General features: G+C 52.8%; 17 protein-coding genes. 1 reads left to right on the forward strand and 16 read right to left on the reverse strand.

The window, feature by feature from the left end:
• Positions 1 to 76: 76 nt before the first annotated feature.
• The gene (gene ppk1 / locus V6U78_RS06125; protein WP_405338482.1) at positions 77 to 2,626 is read right to left on the reverse strand and encodes a polyphosphate kinase 1; all 2,550 of its coding nucleotides are present in this window, start codon (positions 2,624 to 2,626) and stop codon (positions 77 to 79) included.
• 129 nt (positions 2,627 to 2,755) lie between these two features.
• Positions 2,756 to 3,760, reverse strand: a complete 1,005-nt coding sequence (hemB, locus tag V6U78_RS06130) for a porphobilinogen synthase (protein ID WP_405338484.1) — start codon at positions 3,758 to 3,760, stop codon at positions 2,756 to 2,758.
• Positions 3,761 to 3,944: 184 nt separating this feature from the next.
• On the opposite strand from hemB, the gene elbB reads away from it, so the two are divergent.
• Positions 3,945 to 4,604, forward strand: a complete 660-nt coding sequence (gene elbB, locus V6U78_RS06135) for an isoprenoid biosynthesis glyoxalase ElbB (RefSeq protein WP_405338486.1) — start codon at positions 3,945 to 3,947, stop codon at positions 4,602 to 4,604.
• A gap of 111 nt (positions 4,605 to 4,715) precedes the next feature.
• On the opposite strand, the gene V6U78_RS06140 is transcribed toward elbB, so the two are convergent.
• The 14 genes from V6U78_RS06140 to V6U78_RS06205 all read right to left on the reverse strand — a co-directional run bounded on the left by V6U78_RS06140 (position 4,716) and on the right by V6U78_RS06205 (position 15,933).
• Positions 4,716 to 5,924 carry an HD-GYP domain-containing protein gene (locus V6U78_RS06140; RefSeq protein WP_405338488.1) on the reverse strand — a complete coding sequence of 403 codons (1,209 nt, stop codon included), beginning with the start codon at positions 5,922 to 5,924 and terminating at the stop codon, positions 4,716 to 4,718.
• A 27-nt stretch (positions 5,925 to 5,951) separates the two neighbouring features.
• Complete coding sequence (locus tag V6U78_RS06145) at positions 5,952 to 6,737, reverse strand: oxygen-binding di-iron domain-containing protein (protein ID WP_405338490.1); 786 nt, start codon at positions 6,735 to 6,737, stop codon at positions 5,952 to 5,954.
• A gap of 79 nt (positions 6,738 to 6,816) precedes the next feature.
• Complete coding sequence (locus V6U78_RS06150) at positions 6,817 to 7,584, reverse strand: oxygen-binding di-iron domain-containing protein (protein ID WP_405338492.1); 768 nt, start codon at positions 7,582 to 7,584, stop codon at positions 6,817 to 6,819.
• Positions 7,585 to 7,778: 194 nt separating this feature from the next.
• Positions 7,779 to 8,537, reverse strand: coding sequence for a twin-arginine translocase subunit TatC (gene tatC / locus V6U78_RS06155; protein WP_405338494.1), 759 nt, complete (start codon positions 8,535 to 8,537; stop codon positions 7,779 to 7,781).
• Positions 8,534 to 8,926: a Sec-independent protein translocase protein TatB gene (gene tatB, locus V6U78_RS06160; protein WP_405338496.1), complete on the reverse strand. Its 393-nt coding sequence runs from the start codon at positions 8,924 to 8,926 to the stop codon at positions 8,534 to 8,536. The genes tatC and tatB overlap by 4 nt, the downstream gene beginning before the upstream one ends.
• A 14-nt stretch (positions 8,927 to 8,940) precedes the next feature.
• Positions 8,941 to 9,210 (reverse strand): Sec-independent protein translocase subunit TatA, encoded by a 270-nt coding sequence (gene tatA / locus V6U78_RS06165; RefSeq protein ID WP_405338498.1) that lies wholly within the window; start codon positions 9,208 to 9,210, stop codon positions 8,941 to 8,943.
• A gap of 70 nt (positions 9,211 to 9,280) precedes the next feature.
• Positions 9,281 to 9,631, reverse strand: coding sequence for a phosphoribosyl-ATP diphosphatase (locus V6U78_RS06170; RefSeq protein ID WP_405338500.1), 351 nt, complete (start codon positions 9,629 to 9,631; stop codon positions 9,281 to 9,283).
• A gap of 114 nt (positions 9,632 to 9,745) precedes the next feature.
• Complete coding sequence (ubiB, locus tag V6U78_RS06175) at positions 9,746 to 11,383, reverse strand: ubiquinone biosynthesis regulatory protein kinase UbiB (protein WP_405338502.1); 1,638 nt, start codon at positions 11,381 to 11,383, stop codon at positions 9,746 to 9,748.
• Positions 11,384 to 12,037 (reverse strand): SCP2 sterol-binding domain-containing protein, encoded by a 654-nt coding sequence (locus tag V6U78_RS06180; RefSeq protein ID WP_405338504.1) that lies wholly within the window; start codon positions 12,035 to 12,037, stop codon positions 11,384 to 11,386. It lies immediately after the preceding gene.
• Positions 12,038 to 12,121: 84 nt separating this feature from the next.
• Positions 12,122 to 12,895, reverse strand: a complete 774-nt coding sequence (gene ubiE / locus V6U78_RS06185) for a bifunctional demethylmenaquinone methyltransferase/2-methoxy-6-polyprenyl-1,4-benzoquinol methylase UbiE (protein WP_405338506.1) — start codon at positions 12,893 to 12,895, stop codon at positions 12,122 to 12,124.
• On the reverse strand, positions 12,892 to 13,284 hold the full coding sequence (locus V6U78_RS06190) for a gamma-butyrobetaine hydroxylase-like domain-containing protein (RefSeq protein ID WP_405338508.1): 393 nt from the start codon (positions 13,282 to 13,284) through the stop codon (positions 12,892 to 12,894). Before V6U78_RS06190 ends, ubiE begins: the two co-directional genes overlap by 4 nt.
• A gap of 80 nt (positions 13,285 to 13,364) precedes the next feature.
• Complete coding sequence (gene hslU, locus V6U78_RS06195) at positions 13,365 to 14,693, reverse strand: ATP-dependent protease ATPase subunit HslU (protein ID WP_405338510.1); 1,329 nt, start codon at positions 14,691 to 14,693, stop codon at positions 13,365 to 13,367.
• Complete coding sequence (hslV, locus tag V6U78_RS06200; RefSeq protein ID WP_405338512.1) at positions 14,690 to 15,217, reverse strand: ATP-dependent protease subunit HslV; 528 nt, start codon at positions 15,215 to 15,217, stop codon at positions 14,690 to 14,692. The genes hslU and hslV overlap by 4 nt, the downstream gene beginning before the upstream one ends.
• Before the next feature lie 14 nt (positions 15,218 to 15,231).
• Positions 15,232 to 15,933, reverse strand: a complete 702-nt coding sequence (locus V6U78_RS06205; protein ID WP_405338514.1) for an SPOR domain-containing protein — start codon at positions 15,931 to 15,933, stop codon at positions 15,232 to 15,234.
• Positions 15,934 to 15,968 lie beyond the last annotated feature (35 nt).

A 15,968-nucleotide genomic window follows, 5' to 3' on the forward strand; every position in this document is an offset into this window, starting at 1 on the left:
AGCCAACAAGGTGATAGGACTAGGAAGCCCCTGATTAACTACTGTGCTTGGTCATGCTGCGCTGATCAAAGGTTCCCTAGCTGGCTTTTTCGGCATAGGCATCGAGTAGCGTTTCTTGAGCACTGACCTCCGCCTCGCCTTCTGCCGGTGAGTTCAGAAGATAGTGGCCATCGCTTTGTAGCTCCCAGCTTTGGCAGTTATCCAGCAGGTAGGTTTCCAGATCCTTGCGCACGCGATGTGCCAACTTGCCCTCCAACAGCGGAAAGCAGGTTTCCACACGATGGAACATATTGCGCTCCATAAAATCAGCACTGGCGCAATAGACTTCATCCTGCCCATCATTGTGGAAACAGAAAACGCGCGTATGCTCCAAAAAGCGGCCAATAATCGAGCGTACACGGATGTTTTCTGAGACCTCAGGCACGCCAGGGCGCAAACAGCAGATACCGCGCACGATCATATCCACCACCACGCCAGCCTGACTGGCACGATACAAGGCTTTAATCAGACGCGGCTCGGTGACTGAGTTGGTTTTAATCAGAATACGGGCTTTTTTACCCGCTTGGGCATGCTCAGCTTCTCGCTCAATCATCTCGATCAAACGCTTATGCAAGGTAAAGGGCGCATGCAGCAGGGTATTCATGTTCAGCACCTGCCCCATACCACAAAGCTGCAAGAACACACGGTGCACATCTTCACAGAGAGCTTGATTGGCAGTCAGCAGCGCATAGTCAGTATAGAGGCGCGCGGTCTTGGCGTGATAGTTGCCCGTACCAAGATGGGCATAATGACGTAGCTGGCCGTTTTCACGCCGCAGCAGGTGCATCATCTTGGCATGCGTCTTATAGGCCACCACGCCATAGATCACGATGGCTCCCGCCTCCTGTAAACGGCTGGCCAGCGTCAAATTATCGGCTTCATCAAAGCGCGCGCGCAGTTCAATCACCACCGTGACTTCCTTACCATTACGCGCAGCATCCACCAAGGCACTGACGATATTCGAGTCTGGCCCAGTGCGATAAAGTGTCTGCTTAATCGCCACAACATCTGGATCAGTCGCGGCTTCACGCAACAGATCTTCGACAGGAGAAAAGCTCTCAAACGGGTGGTGCAGCAGAATATCGCCTTGGCGGATGGCATTAAAAATCGAGCCAGCTTCTTTACGCAGCAGCTTGGGTAAACCGGGCGTAAAAGGCGCATATTGCAAGTCTGGACGATCCACCAATCCCATCACCGCCATCAAACGATTGAGATTCACTGGACCATTGACGCGATACAGCTCGTCTTCGCTAAGGTTAAACTGCTTGAGCAAAAAGGCGATCAGGTCATCAGGGCAGTTATCCGCCACCTCTAGACGCACCGCATCACCATAGCGACGCGATAAGAGTTCACCCCGTAAAGCACTGGCCAGATCCGAGACTTCTTCTGAATCAACGCTCAAATCGGCGTTGCGCGTAATACGGAACTGATAGCAGCCCTTGACCTTCATCCCCGGAAAAAGACGCTCAGCATGCGCGTGGATAACAGAAGACAAGAAGACAAAATGATCGCCCGATTCAACCAGCTCATCCGGCAGCCTGACCAAACGTGCCAAAGAGCGCGGCGCCGGCAGAATCGCCATGCCGCCTTCGCGGCCAAACGCATCCTTGCCTTCCAGCGAGACGATAAAGTTCAGGCTTTTATTGACCAGGCGCGGAAAGGGGTGCGAAGGATCCAGACCGATAGGACTGATCACCGGCAGAATTTCCTGCATGAAGAAATCCTCCACCCAAGCGCTCTGCGCGGGAGTCCACTGATCACGGCGGATAAAGCGGATATTCTGCTCTTCCATCGCCGGAATCAGCTGGTCATTTAAAATGCTATATTGGCGCTCGACCTGCTCATGACACAGGCGTGAGATTTCTTTCAGCACCTCAGTCGGGCGACGCCCATCAATCCCTGATTTCTCACGCTCAAACGCCACTTGACGCCTTAATCCTGCAACCCGTATCTCAAAGAACTCATCCAGATTACTGGAAAAGATCAATAAAAAGAGCAAGCGATTAAGCAGAGGGTGACTGGTATCCAGTGATTGCTCCAGCACACGGATATTGAACTCTAAATGCGATAACTCACGATTAAAGTACCACTCAGGCGCATCCAAATTAATGCTGGCATCGGGTTTGCGTCGCCGCACCCCACCCTTGGTTTGATTGATACGCAAGGTGGCACGCGGCGGCGTATTGCTCGCCTGCTCATCAACTAAAGACGCATCTTGGGTTGTGGTATTGGCTTCTGCAATGGGTGCTGCCTCGCCCTCGATCCCACTGGGTTCAGCATGAGCCGCAGCCTTGGCCGCCGCAGCCGCTTTGGCACGGGTTGGTCGCGCTCGTGCTGGGCTTTTCGGTACAGAGCTTTTCGGTAAAGGGCTTTTCGGTGACGGGCTCGCTGATGAGGAAGTGTCTTGAGCAGAACTGGCCGATGCAGCGCTGTTCGGTACGCCGCTGCCTTGTGAGGCATTCTGCTGTAGCGCATCATTGGGTGAAGTACTGGTGTGCGCCGCGCGCTTGCGTGCAGAGCCACCTCGTGCTGCACGCTGCCGGTTTGTTGTTGACGATGAAGCGGTCTTTTTTATTGTCTCTGTCATCCTGCCTTCCTTTTGAGCCACACGAGCCAGCAGTGCCTGATCAACTGAGTCATCACCCAATTGCGCGGAACGCTTCAGTCAGACCAGCTGGCTCACTCACGGCCTGACTGAGAAGGTCTGCGTAGGCGGTTAAACGCCACGCAATATCTGGGCAGCACGCTTGGCATAGTAGGTCAAAATGCCATCCGCACCTGCCCGTTTCATGCATAACAAGGCTTCCATCATACTCTCTTCACTCAGCCACCCCTTTTCTATCGCATTCATCTGCATCGCGTATTCGCCGCTGACTTGATAGACAAAGGTGGGCACGCCCAGCTCTTTTTTGATTCGATGAACGATATCCAGATACGGCAAACCGGGTTTAATCATCACCATATCCGCACCTTCGACCAGATCCATCGCGACCTCGTGCAGGGCCTCATCTGAATTGGCTGGGTCCATCTGATAGGTCTTTTTATCGGCCTTACCCAAATTGGCCGCAGAACCCACCGCATCACGGAAAGGCCCATAATAGTGAGAAGCATACTTAGCGGCATAGGAGAAAATCCGTGTATTGACTAGCTGCTCCTGCTCCAACACCTGACGTATCTGCCCAATGCGGCCATCCATCATATCCGAGGGTGCCAGCATATCTGCACCCGCCTCAGCATGGGAAAGCGCCTGCTTGACCAAGGTTTCGACCGTGCGATCATTCAACACATAACCCTGCTCATCGATAATGCCATCCTGACCATGGGTGGTATAAGGGTCAAGAGCGACATCGGTGATAATACCGAGCTCAGGCACTGCCTCTTTCAAAACCCGCACACTGCGCTGGACTAGGCCGTTCGGGTTATAAGCCTCTTCGGCCAACTCACTTTTGCCTTCTACCCCCACAACCGGAAAAAGCGCCATCGCCGGTATGCCTAAATCAGCAATTTCACGCGCTTCTTGAAGAAGAAGATCCAAGCTCAAGCGCTCGACACCTGGCATGGAAGGAATAGCTTCACGCTGATTATCACCTTCTTGAACAAAAACCGGCAGAATCAAATCCTGCGGCGCCAAGCGATGCTCTTGCATCAACTGACGGGAGAAAGCATCTGCACGCATACGGCGCAGACGAGTCGCAGGAAAAGTACGGTGGGCCAAATACATGGCTAACTCCTTTCGTCATTCATAGTCGAATCAGTATATCAGGAGTGCCCAAGAGATAGCGTGCTCCTCAGCTTACAATTTGTCGCAGGCACAAGGTGCACTTGCCTTGCTGTCTAAAGCCCACTAGAGTCGATCACAGCGAGTCCAACAAAAGCACCTCTTGCCTTTATCTAAGGAGTTGATCATGAGCAAAAAAGTGGCTGTCCTCTTATCTGGTTGCGGTGTCTATGACGGTGCCGAAATCTATGAAACCGTCCTCACCTTACTGCGTTTAGATGAACAGGGTGTGAAATATCAATGCATTGCACCTGATATCCCACAGCAGGAGGTGGTCAATCACCTGAGCGGAGAAGTCGAGGCTGATGCCAAGCGCTCGGTTTTACAAGAAGCGGCCCGCCTCGCACGAGGCGATATCTTGGCACTAGATCAAGCCCAGGAAGAAGACTTTGATGCCTTGATTCTGCCCGGCGGCTTTGGCGTGGCCAAGAACTTCTCTGATTTTGCGACCCAGGGTGCCAAAGCCAGTGTAGAGCCGCAGGTAAAAGCCTTCACTCAGGCCTTTGTCAGCGCCAAAAAGCCGATCGGCCTGATGTGTATTGCACCGGCACTCAGTGCTGAATTGATCGGCCCCGGCGTGGTCTGCACCATCGGGCGCGATGCTGGCGTCAGCGGTGCATTAACAGAGATGGGCGCACTGCATAAAAGTGCCGATGCGGATGAAATCGTGGTCGACCAACAGCATCTGCTTGTCACCACACCCGCTTATATGATGGCCACCCGCCTCAGTGAGGCTAAGGTCGGTATTTTCAAGCTGGTCGATAAGGTGCTGGAGTTGATCAAATAAAGCACATCACCAGGATTGCACTGAGACCGTGGCTGCGGTCTCAGTCTCAGATCCAAGGGGCCTAGATTCAATAATTCAACCCAAGTCTCTCTAGATGAACTCCAGATGTTTCTAGATAAGATCCGCGATGCTCGATAAATCCGGCATCACCTGCGTAATACGCAGTGCATCAATTCCCCACAGCGTCGCTGGATTCACCCGCATCCGCTCATTGACTGGGCACACGCTTTTAATCGCAAACTGGCGCGAGGCTGTATTGCGCCGCCTTGGCGATAAGAATAAATCGCCATCCGCTTTGCGCACACTGGCGACCAAAGGCGCTTTTGGATCAGAAGTCCGACCTATCACCACCGCCAACTCACCATTATTTAAGCGCACATACACGCCAGGCGGATAAACCCCAAGTTCATTAAGGAACAACAGGGTGAGTTTTTCATCAAACTGGCTACCACGGCGAATAAAAATCTCACGCAAGGAATCTTTATGCTTGATCGGGCTGCGATAGGGTCTTGGTGTCACCATCGCACTATAGACATCGGCCAGCGCCACCACACGCGCCTCACGACGTATTTGATCCCCCTTCAAGGCGCGTGGATAACCACTGCCATCGAGCTTTTCATGGTGCTGGGCAATGATCTCCAACCAAAGATCATCTGTCACCCCCGCCTGCTGCAGCTTTTGTACGCCCTGTTCAGGGTGGCGATTAATCACCTTGCGCTGTTGCGCGTTTAACGGTGATTTCTGCTGATGCAAACGCTGCTGATAGGGGTTCATCGCTACATTGCAGGTGAGACAAGCGGCCATCACCGCAAGGCGCACCTCCTGCGGGGCTTGCAAGCGCTCTAAAATCAGCTCAGCCAACACGGCAATTTGCATCGGATGATGAATGGGATAGGCAAACTGATCCGATAAGTGCACCGCGCCAAGCAGCGCATCAGCATCATAATCACGCAGGCCCTGTAGCGTGACGATAATGTCGTAAATCCGCTTCTGCACCAGCCCGACGGGCGGTGGTGTATCCTGATCGATCAGCTCAAAAGCTTCTTCCAGCTTCAAGCACAGCTCATCAAACTCAGCAAAGGGATTGACTCGACGACGAAAGCGTAAGGGCTGGGGCACAGGAGAGGCTGGGGTCTCTTCAGCATCCTTGGCAAACAAACCCACTCTTGCCAAGATTTCTTTCTGGCGCTCTGAGCGCAGCAGCGCACCTCTGGCCATCAGCAGCTTGCCGAATTCATCATAAATCGGCCAAGGCACCGGCCGGTTCACCTTTAAGTGCTCGGGTGTGATGCGTGATAATTCAAAGTCTCGCAGCAACATAGGGTTATCCTTGCAATCCTTCTGCCCCTAAACGGGTTGACCTGCATAGATCGACTGGAGAAAGTCTCCGCCGCACTGCAAGGCCTCAAACCAATCTAAAAATGCGCTGACCTGCTCCTCGGCAAACATGGCCCCATGCTGTGGCACAATCATCTTGACCGGAAGCGCGCGCACCTGTTGCACCCAATGACGACAGACCGCATTGGAGTGCATATAGCGCTGATGAAAAGACAGCATATAGCGGGTGTGCTCTTCAAAATCCTCAACGAATAAAGCACGCTGACCCGCTGGGAAAATCGAGGCACCAATATCGCCGCTGAATAGAATTCCTGAGCGCTCATCAAAAACACTAAAGTTACCTTCGCTATGCAGAAAGTGCGCGGGCAACAGATGCAAATGATCACCTGAAGGCAGGGGTAGACGCAGGCCTTGATCCGGAATCGGTTCAACATGCTCCGGCTCATCCAAGCCAAAGTGAGACACAAAATGCAGCCACAGACGTGAGATCAAAAGCTTGGCATCACTGATTTTCATCCAATAGGGTGCCGAAGAGCAGACATCAGGGTCTTGGTGGGTGGCAATCAAGGTCGTAATCTGCCGCGGATGCAGGTAGCGACTGACCTGCTCAAGCACCTGATGAAAGACATAGCTGCCACCGGGATCAAACAGCACGCCTTGGTCGCGATTAATAATCAGACACTGGTTGGTTTGCACAAAAGAACTGGCCTGTTCTTCTTCCTCCCAACCGAACCAGACAAACTGATGTTCATCATCTTCATAAAGAAGGCGGCTGGCTTCAAGACGCTCACTCATCCTTTGCTTCTCCCTGGTTTGATGCTCGCTCGTCCTTCGGTCTTCCCTCTAGGTCCGATAGATCGATGGGCACCTGAGACTAAAAACCATAAAACTCATCCAGCAAATCTGTGCCACATTGCAGGTTTTCTAACCATGTCAAAAAGGCAGGAATATGCTCTTTCCCGATCACGGCACCATGTTGAGGAACGATCATTTCAACCGGATATTGACGCACCATCGCTACCCATTTACGCAATGCAGCATTGTTGCCCATATAGCGGCGATGAAACCCCTCGGTGTAGGCTAGGTGCTCCTCCCAATCCTTGACCATTAAATAACGCTCACCCTTAGGAAAAACAGCCGCACCTATATCACCAGAAAACAAAATCTTCGAGCGGGTATCGTAGAAACTAAAGTTGCCTTCACTATGCAAAAAATGAGCAGGCAGCAGCACGATTTCACCGCCAGCGGGCAGCTTGATCATCTTGCCCTTGTCTTCTATCGCGATCAGTCGTGTTGGATCACTAAAGCCAAAATGGGACACAAAGCGTATCCACAGGCGTGAGACGAGCAAACGGGCACGGGTCGCCTTCAACCAAAGAGTCACCGAGGAGAGCACATCTGGATCTTGATGGGTGGCGAGCAGATAGCGTATCTGATCCAGCGGTAGATACTTGCTCACTTCTGCTGCGACTTCTGAAAAAATAAAAGCACCACCTGGATCAAACAAGTAACCCTGATCCTGATTGATGACTAAAACCTGATTGGATTGCACCAAACTTTCTTCTGCATCTGGATCTTCCCAACCGAACCAAATGACCTGGTGCTCATCATCCTCAAATAAGACATGACTACTTTCTACCATCTCGGACTCCATGTGCAGGGTAAAAAATCCCACTTATTATTTATAGCATCCTAACAAAAATAAGGCGTTGACACATAACAAAGAACCCAGCATTGCGCTGGGTTCTATGATCGGTTTCAGCTGAACTCGTGGAGTAGCTTTAAATCAAAGCGAGGCTTGGTGCGAACCTGCTCGTGATGTCCACCAGAAGCGTCTTAGGCCGCCTCTTGATTCGTGGCAGGCAAAAGACGGGCAATCAATAAACCCAGCTCAAAAAGCAGCCACAGTGGAATAGCCAGCAGGGTTTGTGAGAAGGGATCTGGCGGTGTCAGCAACATGGCAACGACAAAGCAGCCTAAGATCACATAGAGGCGCTTTGAGGCCAGGCTTTTTACATCCGTTGCCCCAGCTTTAATCAATAACACTGTGGCAATCGGCACTTCAAAAGCCACACCAAAGGCAAAAAAGATCTTCAGTACAAAACTCAGATAGGCGTTGATATCCGTCATGACCCCAACCGTTTCAGGCGCAGCCGCAATAAAAAACGGGAAAAGAATGGGGAACACCACATAATAAGCAAAAGCGATACCGGCATAAAAAAGCAGGATGCTGGAAACCAATAAAGGAATAGCGAGCTTCTTTTCCTGCTCATACAAGCCTGGGGCAATAAAAGCCCAGATTTGATACAGGATATAGGGGATGCTCAATATAAAAGCGACATATAGCGTCAGCTTAAAGGGCGCGAAAAAGGGCGAAGTCACCTCAGTGGCAATCATATGACCACCTTCAGGCAAAATACCTCTTAACGGCTCAGAGACAAACAGATAGATATCATTCGCGAAATACACCAGACACAAGAAGGCCAAGATCACGGCAATCACAATCCGCAGTAGCCGATCACGCAACTCCATCAAGTGCTCAACAAGAGGCGCGTGGGCTTCTGTCGATGAAGGCTTGGAGGGATCCGCACTCATTGAGGTGTATCCTTGGTCACATTTGACTGGGTGGGCGTGCTGGCGACATCAGAGGCAGGCTCGGTTGTGGCAGGTGCTTCTGGCGGCTGATGATGGATCGAATCTGGCGTTGAGGGCAGAGCCTCTGATGCGGCAGTCTCTTGCACCATCTCCTGCTCAGCCTGTACCAAGCCGGCCTTGACGCGCTGCTCATGCTCAGCCAAACGCTGGCGCATTTCTTCAAGCTGCAACTGCTGATTCACCTCTTGTTGGATGCCCGCCACAGAGCGCTTAATGCGTCCAATGTACAGGCCCAGCGTGCGGGCAGCCTGAGGCAAGCGTTGGGGGCCTAAAACCAATAGGCCCACCACCGCCACCAGCAGCAATTCTAAAAAGCCAATATCAAACATAGGTTGATGCTGCCTTATTTTTGCTCTTGCTCAGAACGTGTTGTGCTGCTTGTCGTCTCATCAACACGCTTGGCTTCGACATCCAGACTTTCTGGCTGGCGTTTTTCTTGCTGCTGAGCAGGTTGATCTGCCTGCTGCTCGCCATCTTTGAGTGCTGACTTAAAGCCCTTGACGGCACTGCCTAAATCCGAGCCCAAACCACGGAGTTTTTTGGTCCCAAAAATCAAGATAATAATGCCGAGTACGATCAGTAACTGCCAAATGCTAATGCCACCTAAACCCATGATTTTGCTCCACTCTACAGATCTATCTACGCTGGTTTATCCAGCTGTTTTGACTTCACCAATCTTCAAATCAGGCGCCGGTAACGCGTGATGTTGAGGGACGGCTGGCTTTTTCATCTAAACCAGAGACACCCATTCTTCTTGCCAGTTCGTCCAGCACCTGCTGGTGGCTCAATCCTAAATGAGAAAGCATGACCAAGGTATGAAACCACAGGTCAGCCGTCTCACTAATCACTTCGCGATGATCTCCGCTCAGGGCGGCATCCTTAGCGGCGAGCAAGGTTTCGGTGGCTTCTTCACCGACCTTCTCTAGAATCTTGTTCAGTCCACGACTATGGAGCTGGGCAACGTAAGAAGAAGCTGGATCAGCATGGCGACGTTCTTCAAGTTGCTGCTCGAGCTGCTCTAAAAAATGGATCATTTGTTTATCACTCAAAAACTGGGGCCATGGGTTTCAACACCTCTGCCCTTGGGTCTTGATCAGCAGGTAGGCAAGGATAGCCTAAAGACCCGCACCATACCATAGGCCACTGGTTTAACGCCGCAGCAGTAAAAAGAGCCCTAGACCACCGAAAAGCCACGGCCAACCCGCCCAATCCTGTAAGCGCTCCCAAGGCAAATCCAGCCCTAAAGCGGCAGCCAGTAGCAGCAAAACACCACCAACCAGCACCTGTCCCGGGCGGCGACTGGCTTGGCGTATTTCCTGCTGTAAAGCCTGTAGGCTGGCTTGCTGCTGTTGCTGAGCCTCTTGCCAGCCTTGCCATTGACGTAGCGTTTCATGCGCCAGCTGAGGCAGTTCTGGAATCTGCTCCAACCAATCAGGGAGCTTTTCTTTGGCTTTGCGCCAGATCCCTCTTGGCCCAACACGCTGCTGCATCCAGTTTTCAAGATACGGCTTGGCGGTCGTCCATAAATCAAGATCAGGATAGAGCTGGCGGCCGAGACCTTCGATATTCAGCAGAGTTTTCTGGAGCAACACCAACTGAGGCTGGACTTCCATATTAAAGCGCCGCGCAGTTTGGAACAGCCCGAGCAACACCTGGCCAAAGGAAATATCCTTGAGCGGTTTTTCAAAAATCGGCTCACAAACAGCGCGAATCGCCGCGGCAAACTCATTAGCGCGAGTTTCTTCACCGACCCAGCCAGATTCGATGTGCAGGCGCGCCACCTCATAGTAATCCTGCTTAAAAAAGGCGAGCAGGTTGCGGGCCAAATAGTTCTGATCTTCTACCGTTAACGAACCGACAATGCCGCAGTCAATGGCGATATAGCGCGGATTATCCGGAAAGCGGGTATCGACAAAGATATTGCCTGGATGCATATCCGCATGAAAAAAATTATCTCGAAACACCTGAGTGAAAAAGATCTCGACGCCGCGCTCTGCCAATTTCTTCATATTGACACCCTGCGCACGCAAGGTCTCTACCTCTGCCACCGGCACACCATAGATGCGTTCCTGAACCATCATGTTTCTGCGGGTGAAGGACCAGTGGATACTGGGCACATAGAGCAAGGGGGAATCAAGGAAGTTGCGTTTGAGCTGCGAGGTGCTGGCGGCTTCCTTCTGCAGGTCCAGCTCATCCATCAGGCTGACTTCATAGTCTGCAACCACTTCAACAGGGTGGAGGCGATGGGCATCGGGCACCAGCTTCAACACCAGATGCGCCAACATATACAGCAGCTGGATGTCCTTTTTAATGACCTTCTCGATGCCGGGACGGATGACCTTGACGACCACCTCTTCGCCTGTGAGCAACTGAGCTGCGTGTACCTGAGCCACTGAGGCAGACGCCAGCGCCTGGGATTCAAAGCGCGCAAAGGCCTGCTCAACGGGCAGACGCAATGCCTTCTCGATCGTGGCCTGAGCCAGTTGAGCCGGAATCGGTGGCACCTGATCTTGTAGTTTTTTCAACTCATCGGCCACATCCGGTGGCAACAGATCGCGCCGAGTGGAGAGCATCTGCCCAAACTTCACAAAAATCGGGCCGAGTTCTTCCAGCGCCAAACGCAGACGTGCTCCGCGCGTATGTGTCCCTAAGGGCAAAAGGCGCACGGGGTTGATCTTCAGTAACAGGCTCAACCAAGCTGGGAGACGTTCAACAGGGATTAAGCTATCTAGGCGATAACGCATGACCACCCAGACAATTTTAAAAGCACGATAAAAACGACCCACCTAGTTTGCTCCTTGGTCTTTCATCGAGAGCGGCTGCGCCGCGAGTTGACCCTCAAGACGCTGCACCTTGGCCTCTAAGCGTTCCAGCTCCTGGCGCAACGCAAAAAGACCTTCTTCGGCGACATGCAGCTGATCACTATTCATCAGCAATCCAGCTTCATCGGCGACATAGAGATTGAGATCCCGCTGCGCGGCCTGGGTGGCACGCTGACCCAAGCCGATCAGGCTTTTCAGCCATGCTCCTCCTTGGGCGATCACCGGTCCTGCCAAGGGCCAACGATGCAACTGGACCAGCACTTGCTGCTGGGCTTCCTGGCCTAGCTGCTGCCATAAATCCTGCAACAGCTCAAATAAGGCTGTCTCTCCACCCATTTCCACCTGCGCACTTCGACCTTGCAATAAAGCGAGATAGGCGAAGGGAGAAGCGCTGATCCAAGCGTCGATGTCGGCCTCAGTCTCGCGCAGCAGACTCAGTCCTTCATCGGAGAACACCAGCACCAAAGACCAGCCCAAGGGTTGTACTTCACAACGCAGAACACGGCCATTTAACTGCTGCCAGGTTTGCTCTGCCAGCAAAGATTCTTGCTTCAGCTGATTCAATAGCGGGTTGAGCAGGCTCTCAAAGGTCACCAGAGCCGATAGGGGAAGCGCCATAAGTCTGCCTTTCTAGAAAATCAATATGGATGAGACCAAGGCTTGTTGCGCGCCCTGGCCCAGCTCAGCAAGCGTCCAAGGCGATTAGTGCTTAATACCGCGATGCAAGGCCACGACACCCGAAGTCATATTGTGATACTCGACTTCATCCAGACCCGCCGCTTCCATCATGCCTTTCAGCGTTTCCTGATCAGGGTGCATGCGAATCGATTCAGCCAGATAGCGATAGGACTCACTGTCTCCGGCAAACAGCTTGCCCATCATCGGCAAGGCGGTGAAGGAGTAGGCATCATAAACCTTACTCATCACTGGGTTGGTCGGCTTGGAGAATTCCAGCACCAATAAGCGCCCACCTGGCTTTAAAATACGCGTCATATCACGCAGCGCCTTGTCTTTATCGGTGACATTGCGCAGACCAAAGGCAATGGTGATCACATCAAAGTAGTGATCAGGGAAGGGCAGCATTTCTGCATTGGCTTGCACAAAGCGTATATTGCCCGTGTAGCCCCGATCCAACAGACGATCTCGCCCAACCTTGAGCATGGACGCATTGATATCGGCCAGAATGACCTCTCCCTGACGCCCAACCAGACGCGAAAACTGCATGGTCAGATCACCCGTGCCACCGGCTATATCCAGAATCCGCTGCCCTGGACGGGCTCCAGACAACTCGATAGTGAACTTTTTCCAGAGACGATGGATGCCCATCGACATCATGTCGTTCATAAAATCGTATTTGCTGGCGACTGAATCAAAAACACCGGCAACGCGCTTTTTCTTTTCATTGCGCGGCACTTGTTGATAACCAAAATCAATGGTGTCCTGATCTGACTGAGGTGGCGTGCTTTTATCGCTCATGATTTTCTTCCTGCATCGACAGCCAAGGGAATGAGCCGTGGCTCACGCTGTGCCCCTGCGGCCTGAAGTTGATCGAGGTAGTTCTGCCAAAGGCGAGTCTGATTCTGCGCCAGATGCCAGAGGTAATCCCAACTGAATAAGCCTGAATCATGACCGTCATCAAAAAAGAGCTTGAGTGCATAGCGCCCAACTGGCTCTATTTTCCAGATACGGACATCCTTTTTTTCAACCTGCAAGACAGGCTGACCATGACCCTGCACTTCAGCAGAGGGGGAGAGTACCCGCAGCAATTCCGCTGGCAGGACAACCTGCGTGCCATCAGCATAGGTCAGCTCAAGTTCAGCGCGGCTTTGGCGATAGTTAATCTTCTGCGGCTGGGGGGCAGACATCGAGGCAACTCCAATCAGGGGCGGTCACGCGCCATCACAAAAAAAGAGGCTGAATGCGCAAGGCACTCAGCCAGTTCAGGTTAGAGAATATAGCGTGACAGATCTTGGTTTTTAACCAGATCCGCCAGTTGCTGGTTGACATAGGCGGCATCCACCACCAGACGGCCATCCAGTCGATCTGTATGGTAGCTGGCTTCTTCGAGCAGACGCTCCATCACGGTATGCAGGCGGCGAGCACCGATATTGTCGGTGTTTTCATTCACCTCATAGGCCAGCTGCGCAATCCGCTCGATACCGTCATCGGTAAAGCTGAGCTCCACACCTTCGGTGGCCATCAGTGCAGAAGCCTGACGAGTCAACGAAGCATCAGGTTCAGTCAGGATACGACGGAAGTCCTCAGGCGTCAGTGCCTTCAATTCAACCCGAATGGGCAGGCGACCTTGAAGCTCAGGAATCAGATCGGATGGCTTGGCCAGATGGAAAGCACCTGAGGCAATAAACAGGATATGGTCTGTCTTGACCATGCCATATTTAGTGGTCACGGTGCAGCCTTCGATCAGTGGCAGCAGGTCACGCTGCACGCCTTCGCGTGAGACATCACTGCCCCCGCTCTGCTCACCACGCTTGCAGACCTTATCCAATTCGTCCAAAAAGACAATGCCGTTTTGCTCAACCAGATCGACAGCTTCACGCTTCAGCTCTTCTTCATTGATTAAGCGTGCGGCTTCTTCATCGCGAATCAGCTTATAGGCATCGCGGATTTTCAGTGTACGGCGCTTACGCTTTTCTTGCCCCAGGTTAGAGAAGAGGCTCTGAAGCTGCTGAGTCATCTCTTCCATGCCTGGTGGCGACATGATTTCGACACCGATCTGAGGGCCAGCGACATCGATCTCGATTTCCTTGTCATCCAGCTGACCTTCACGCAGTTTTTTACGGAAGATCTGCCGCGTGCTGGATTCTTCAGTTTCTTGCAGCTGCCCCTGTGCATCACGCGCTGGGGGTAGCAAGGCATCCAGAACACGATCTTCAGCTGCATCTTCGGCACGCGCACGATTCTTGCTGATCGCCTCTTCACGCAGCATTTTGACTGCAGATTCAGTCAGATCGCGCACGATCGTTTCAACATCACGCCCAACATAGCCGACCTCGGTAAACTTGGTCGCCTCAACCTTGATAAAGGGCGCACGAGCCAGCTTGGCCAGACGACGTGCAATTTCAGTTTTACCCACACCCGTTGGGCCGATCATCAGAATATTCTTGGGTGTCACTTCGGCGCGCAACTCAGGTTCAAGCTGCATCCGACGCCAGCGATTACGCAAGGCAATCGCGACAGAACGCTTGGCTTCAGCTTGACCAACAATAAAGCGATCCAGCTCACTGACAATTTCTCTTGGGGTCATATTGCTCATGCTGATTCCAAACCTTCAATAGTGATCTGATGATTGGTGAAGACGCAGATATCACCGGCCAGTTGCAGGCTTTTTTCAACGATGTCGCGCGCACTCAGGTCTGTATTCTCCAGCAGCGCACGCGCCGAGGCCAGTGCATAGTTGCCTCCTGAGCCTATCGCCAGCACACCATGTTCGGGTTCGACGACATCGCCAGTGCCACTGATACAGAGGGTGGCGGTTTCATCGGCCACCACCAGCATGGCTTCAAGCCGACGCAAGGCACGATCCGTCCGCCAATCCTTGGCCATCTCAACAGCAGCCCGCACCAGCTGACCGTGATGCTTTTCAAGCTGGGCTTCAAAGCGCTCAAAGAGGGTGAAGGCATCGGCTGTGCCTCCAGCAAAACCGGCGAGAATTTTATCGTGATAAAGACGACGGACTTTACGTGCGTTCCCCTTCATCACCGTGTTACCCAGAGAGACCTGACCATCTCCCCCGAGAACAACTTGATTATCCCGTCTCACACAGACGATCGTGGTCATTTTTTTCTCCGTTACTACTGAGTCGAGTTAACTGCGCTGGGTGCGGCCTCTGTTGGCTCATCACGCAAGCGCAGCAACATGAATTCGATACCAGCACGCGCCAATTGATCCTGCGCCCGTGCCATAAGGCGGCGGTCTTGCCAAGGGCCGATTTGGACACGATGCCAAACGCCACCTGTCGCCGTTTCTACGGCCTGAATCTGGATCTGCTCAAAACCCAGTGCGACCAAACGCGCTTCTAAGCGCTGGGCATCCTGCAGCTGACGAAACGAGCCCACCTGCAACATAAAACGTGGGGCGCTGCTTGCATCACGGGGCGTGGATTGATAAGCCTCCACTGTCGGCGCGATCACCTCGACCTCGGGCAAGAGCGTATAAAAATCAAACCGAGCCGTTTGCCTTGCCGGTGGCTCGGTGGTGGCGGCCTCAGGTTCAGGCTGCGCATCACGCACTCGGGTGACGCCCTCAGTGTCAAAAACAGCTTCCTGACGCTCAGTCACAGTGGGTGGCGGCGAGGTCGATTCTGGGCTGGCAATCAGCACACCGATCAGCAAACCTAGGAGTCCACCACCGATCAACCACCCCCAGCCAGGAAGCAGGCTCCAAAAATCTGACGGCGCTGGGGCGACAGCCGCAACGGGGGGCGCTGTGGGTGTCGCGCTGCGCACGGATTCAGCAGGACGTTTTCTTTGCCGACTCGCAAAATCTTGTGCCATTTTTCCTCTCCAAAAACATCCGTTGTGAGATCCAC

Origin of the sequence: Marinospirillum alkalitolerans (assembly GCF_045055655.1) — a bacterium.
Lineage (GTDB): Bacteria > Pseudomonadota > Gammaproteobacteria > Pseudomonadales > Halomonadaceae > Marinospirillum > Marinospirillum alkalitolerans.

What these genes read in the sequence shown, in the direction of transcription:
- ppk1 (WP_405338482.1), bottom strand. Translation starts at nt 2,626, where the DNA reads ATGACAGAGACAATAAAAAAGACCGCTTCATCGTCAACAACAAACCGG.
- hemB (WP_405338484.1), bottom strand. Translation starts at nt 3,760, where the DNA reads ATGTATTTGGCCCACCGTACTTTTCCTGCGACTCGTCTGCGCCGTATG.
- elbB (WP_405338486.1), top strand. Translation starts at nt 3,945, where the DNA reads ATGAGCAAAAAAGTGGCTGTCCTCTTATCTGGTTGCGGTGTCTATGAC.
- V6U78_RS06140 (WP_405338488.1), bottom strand. Translation starts at nt 5,924, where the DNA reads ATGTTGCTGCGAGACTTTGAATTATCACGCATCACACCCGAGCACTTA.
- V6U78_RS06145 (WP_405338490.1), bottom strand. Translation starts at nt 6,737, where the DNA reads ATGAGTGAGCGTCTTGAAGCCAGCCGCCTTCTTTATGAAGATGATGAA.
- V6U78_RS06150 (WP_405338492.1), bottom strand. Translation starts at nt 7,584, where the DNA reads ATGGTAGAAAGTAGTCATGTCTTATTTGAGGATGATGAGCACCAGGTC.
- tatC (WP_405338494.1), bottom strand. Translation starts at nt 8,537, where the DNA reads ATGAGTGCGGATCCCTCCAAGCCTTCATCGACAGAAGCCCACGCGCCT.
- tatB (WP_405338496.1), bottom strand. Translation starts at nt 8,926, where the DNA reads ATGTTTGATATTGGCTTTTTAGAATTGCTGCTGGTGGCGGTGGTGGGC.
- tatA (WP_405338498.1), bottom strand. Translation starts at nt 9,210, where the DNA reads ATGGGTTTAGGTGGCATTAGCATTTGGCAGTTACTGATCGTACTCGGC.
- V6U78_RS06170 (WP_405338500.1), bottom strand. Translation starts at nt 9,631, where the DNA reads ATGATCCATTTTTTAGAGCAGCTCGAGCAGCAACTTGAAGAACGTCGC.
- V6U78_RS06180 (WP_405338504.1), bottom strand. Translation starts at nt 12,037, where the DNA reads ATGGCGCTTCCCCTATCGGCTCTGGTGACCTTTGAGAGCCTGCTCAAC.
- ubiE (WP_405338506.1), bottom strand. Translation starts at nt 12,895, where the DNA reads ATGAGCGATAAAAGCACGCCACCTCAGTCAGATCAGGACACCATTGAT.
- V6U78_RS06190 (WP_405338508.1), bottom strand. Translation starts at nt 13,284, where the DNA reads ATGTCTGCCCCCCAGCCGCAGAAGATTAACTATCGCCAAAGCCGCGCT.
- hslU (WP_405338510.1), bottom strand. Translation starts at nt 14,693, where the DNA reads ATGAGCAATATGACCCCAAGAGAAATTGTCAGTGAGCTGGATCGCTTT.
- hslV (WP_405338512.1), bottom strand. Translation starts at nt 15,217, where the DNA reads ATGACCACGATCGTCTGTGTGAGACGGGATAATCAAGTTGTTCTCGGG.
- V6U78_RS06205 (WP_405338514.1), bottom strand. Translation starts at nt 15,933, where the DNA reads ATGGCACAAGATTTTGCGAGTCGGCAAAGAAAACGTCCTGCTGAATCC.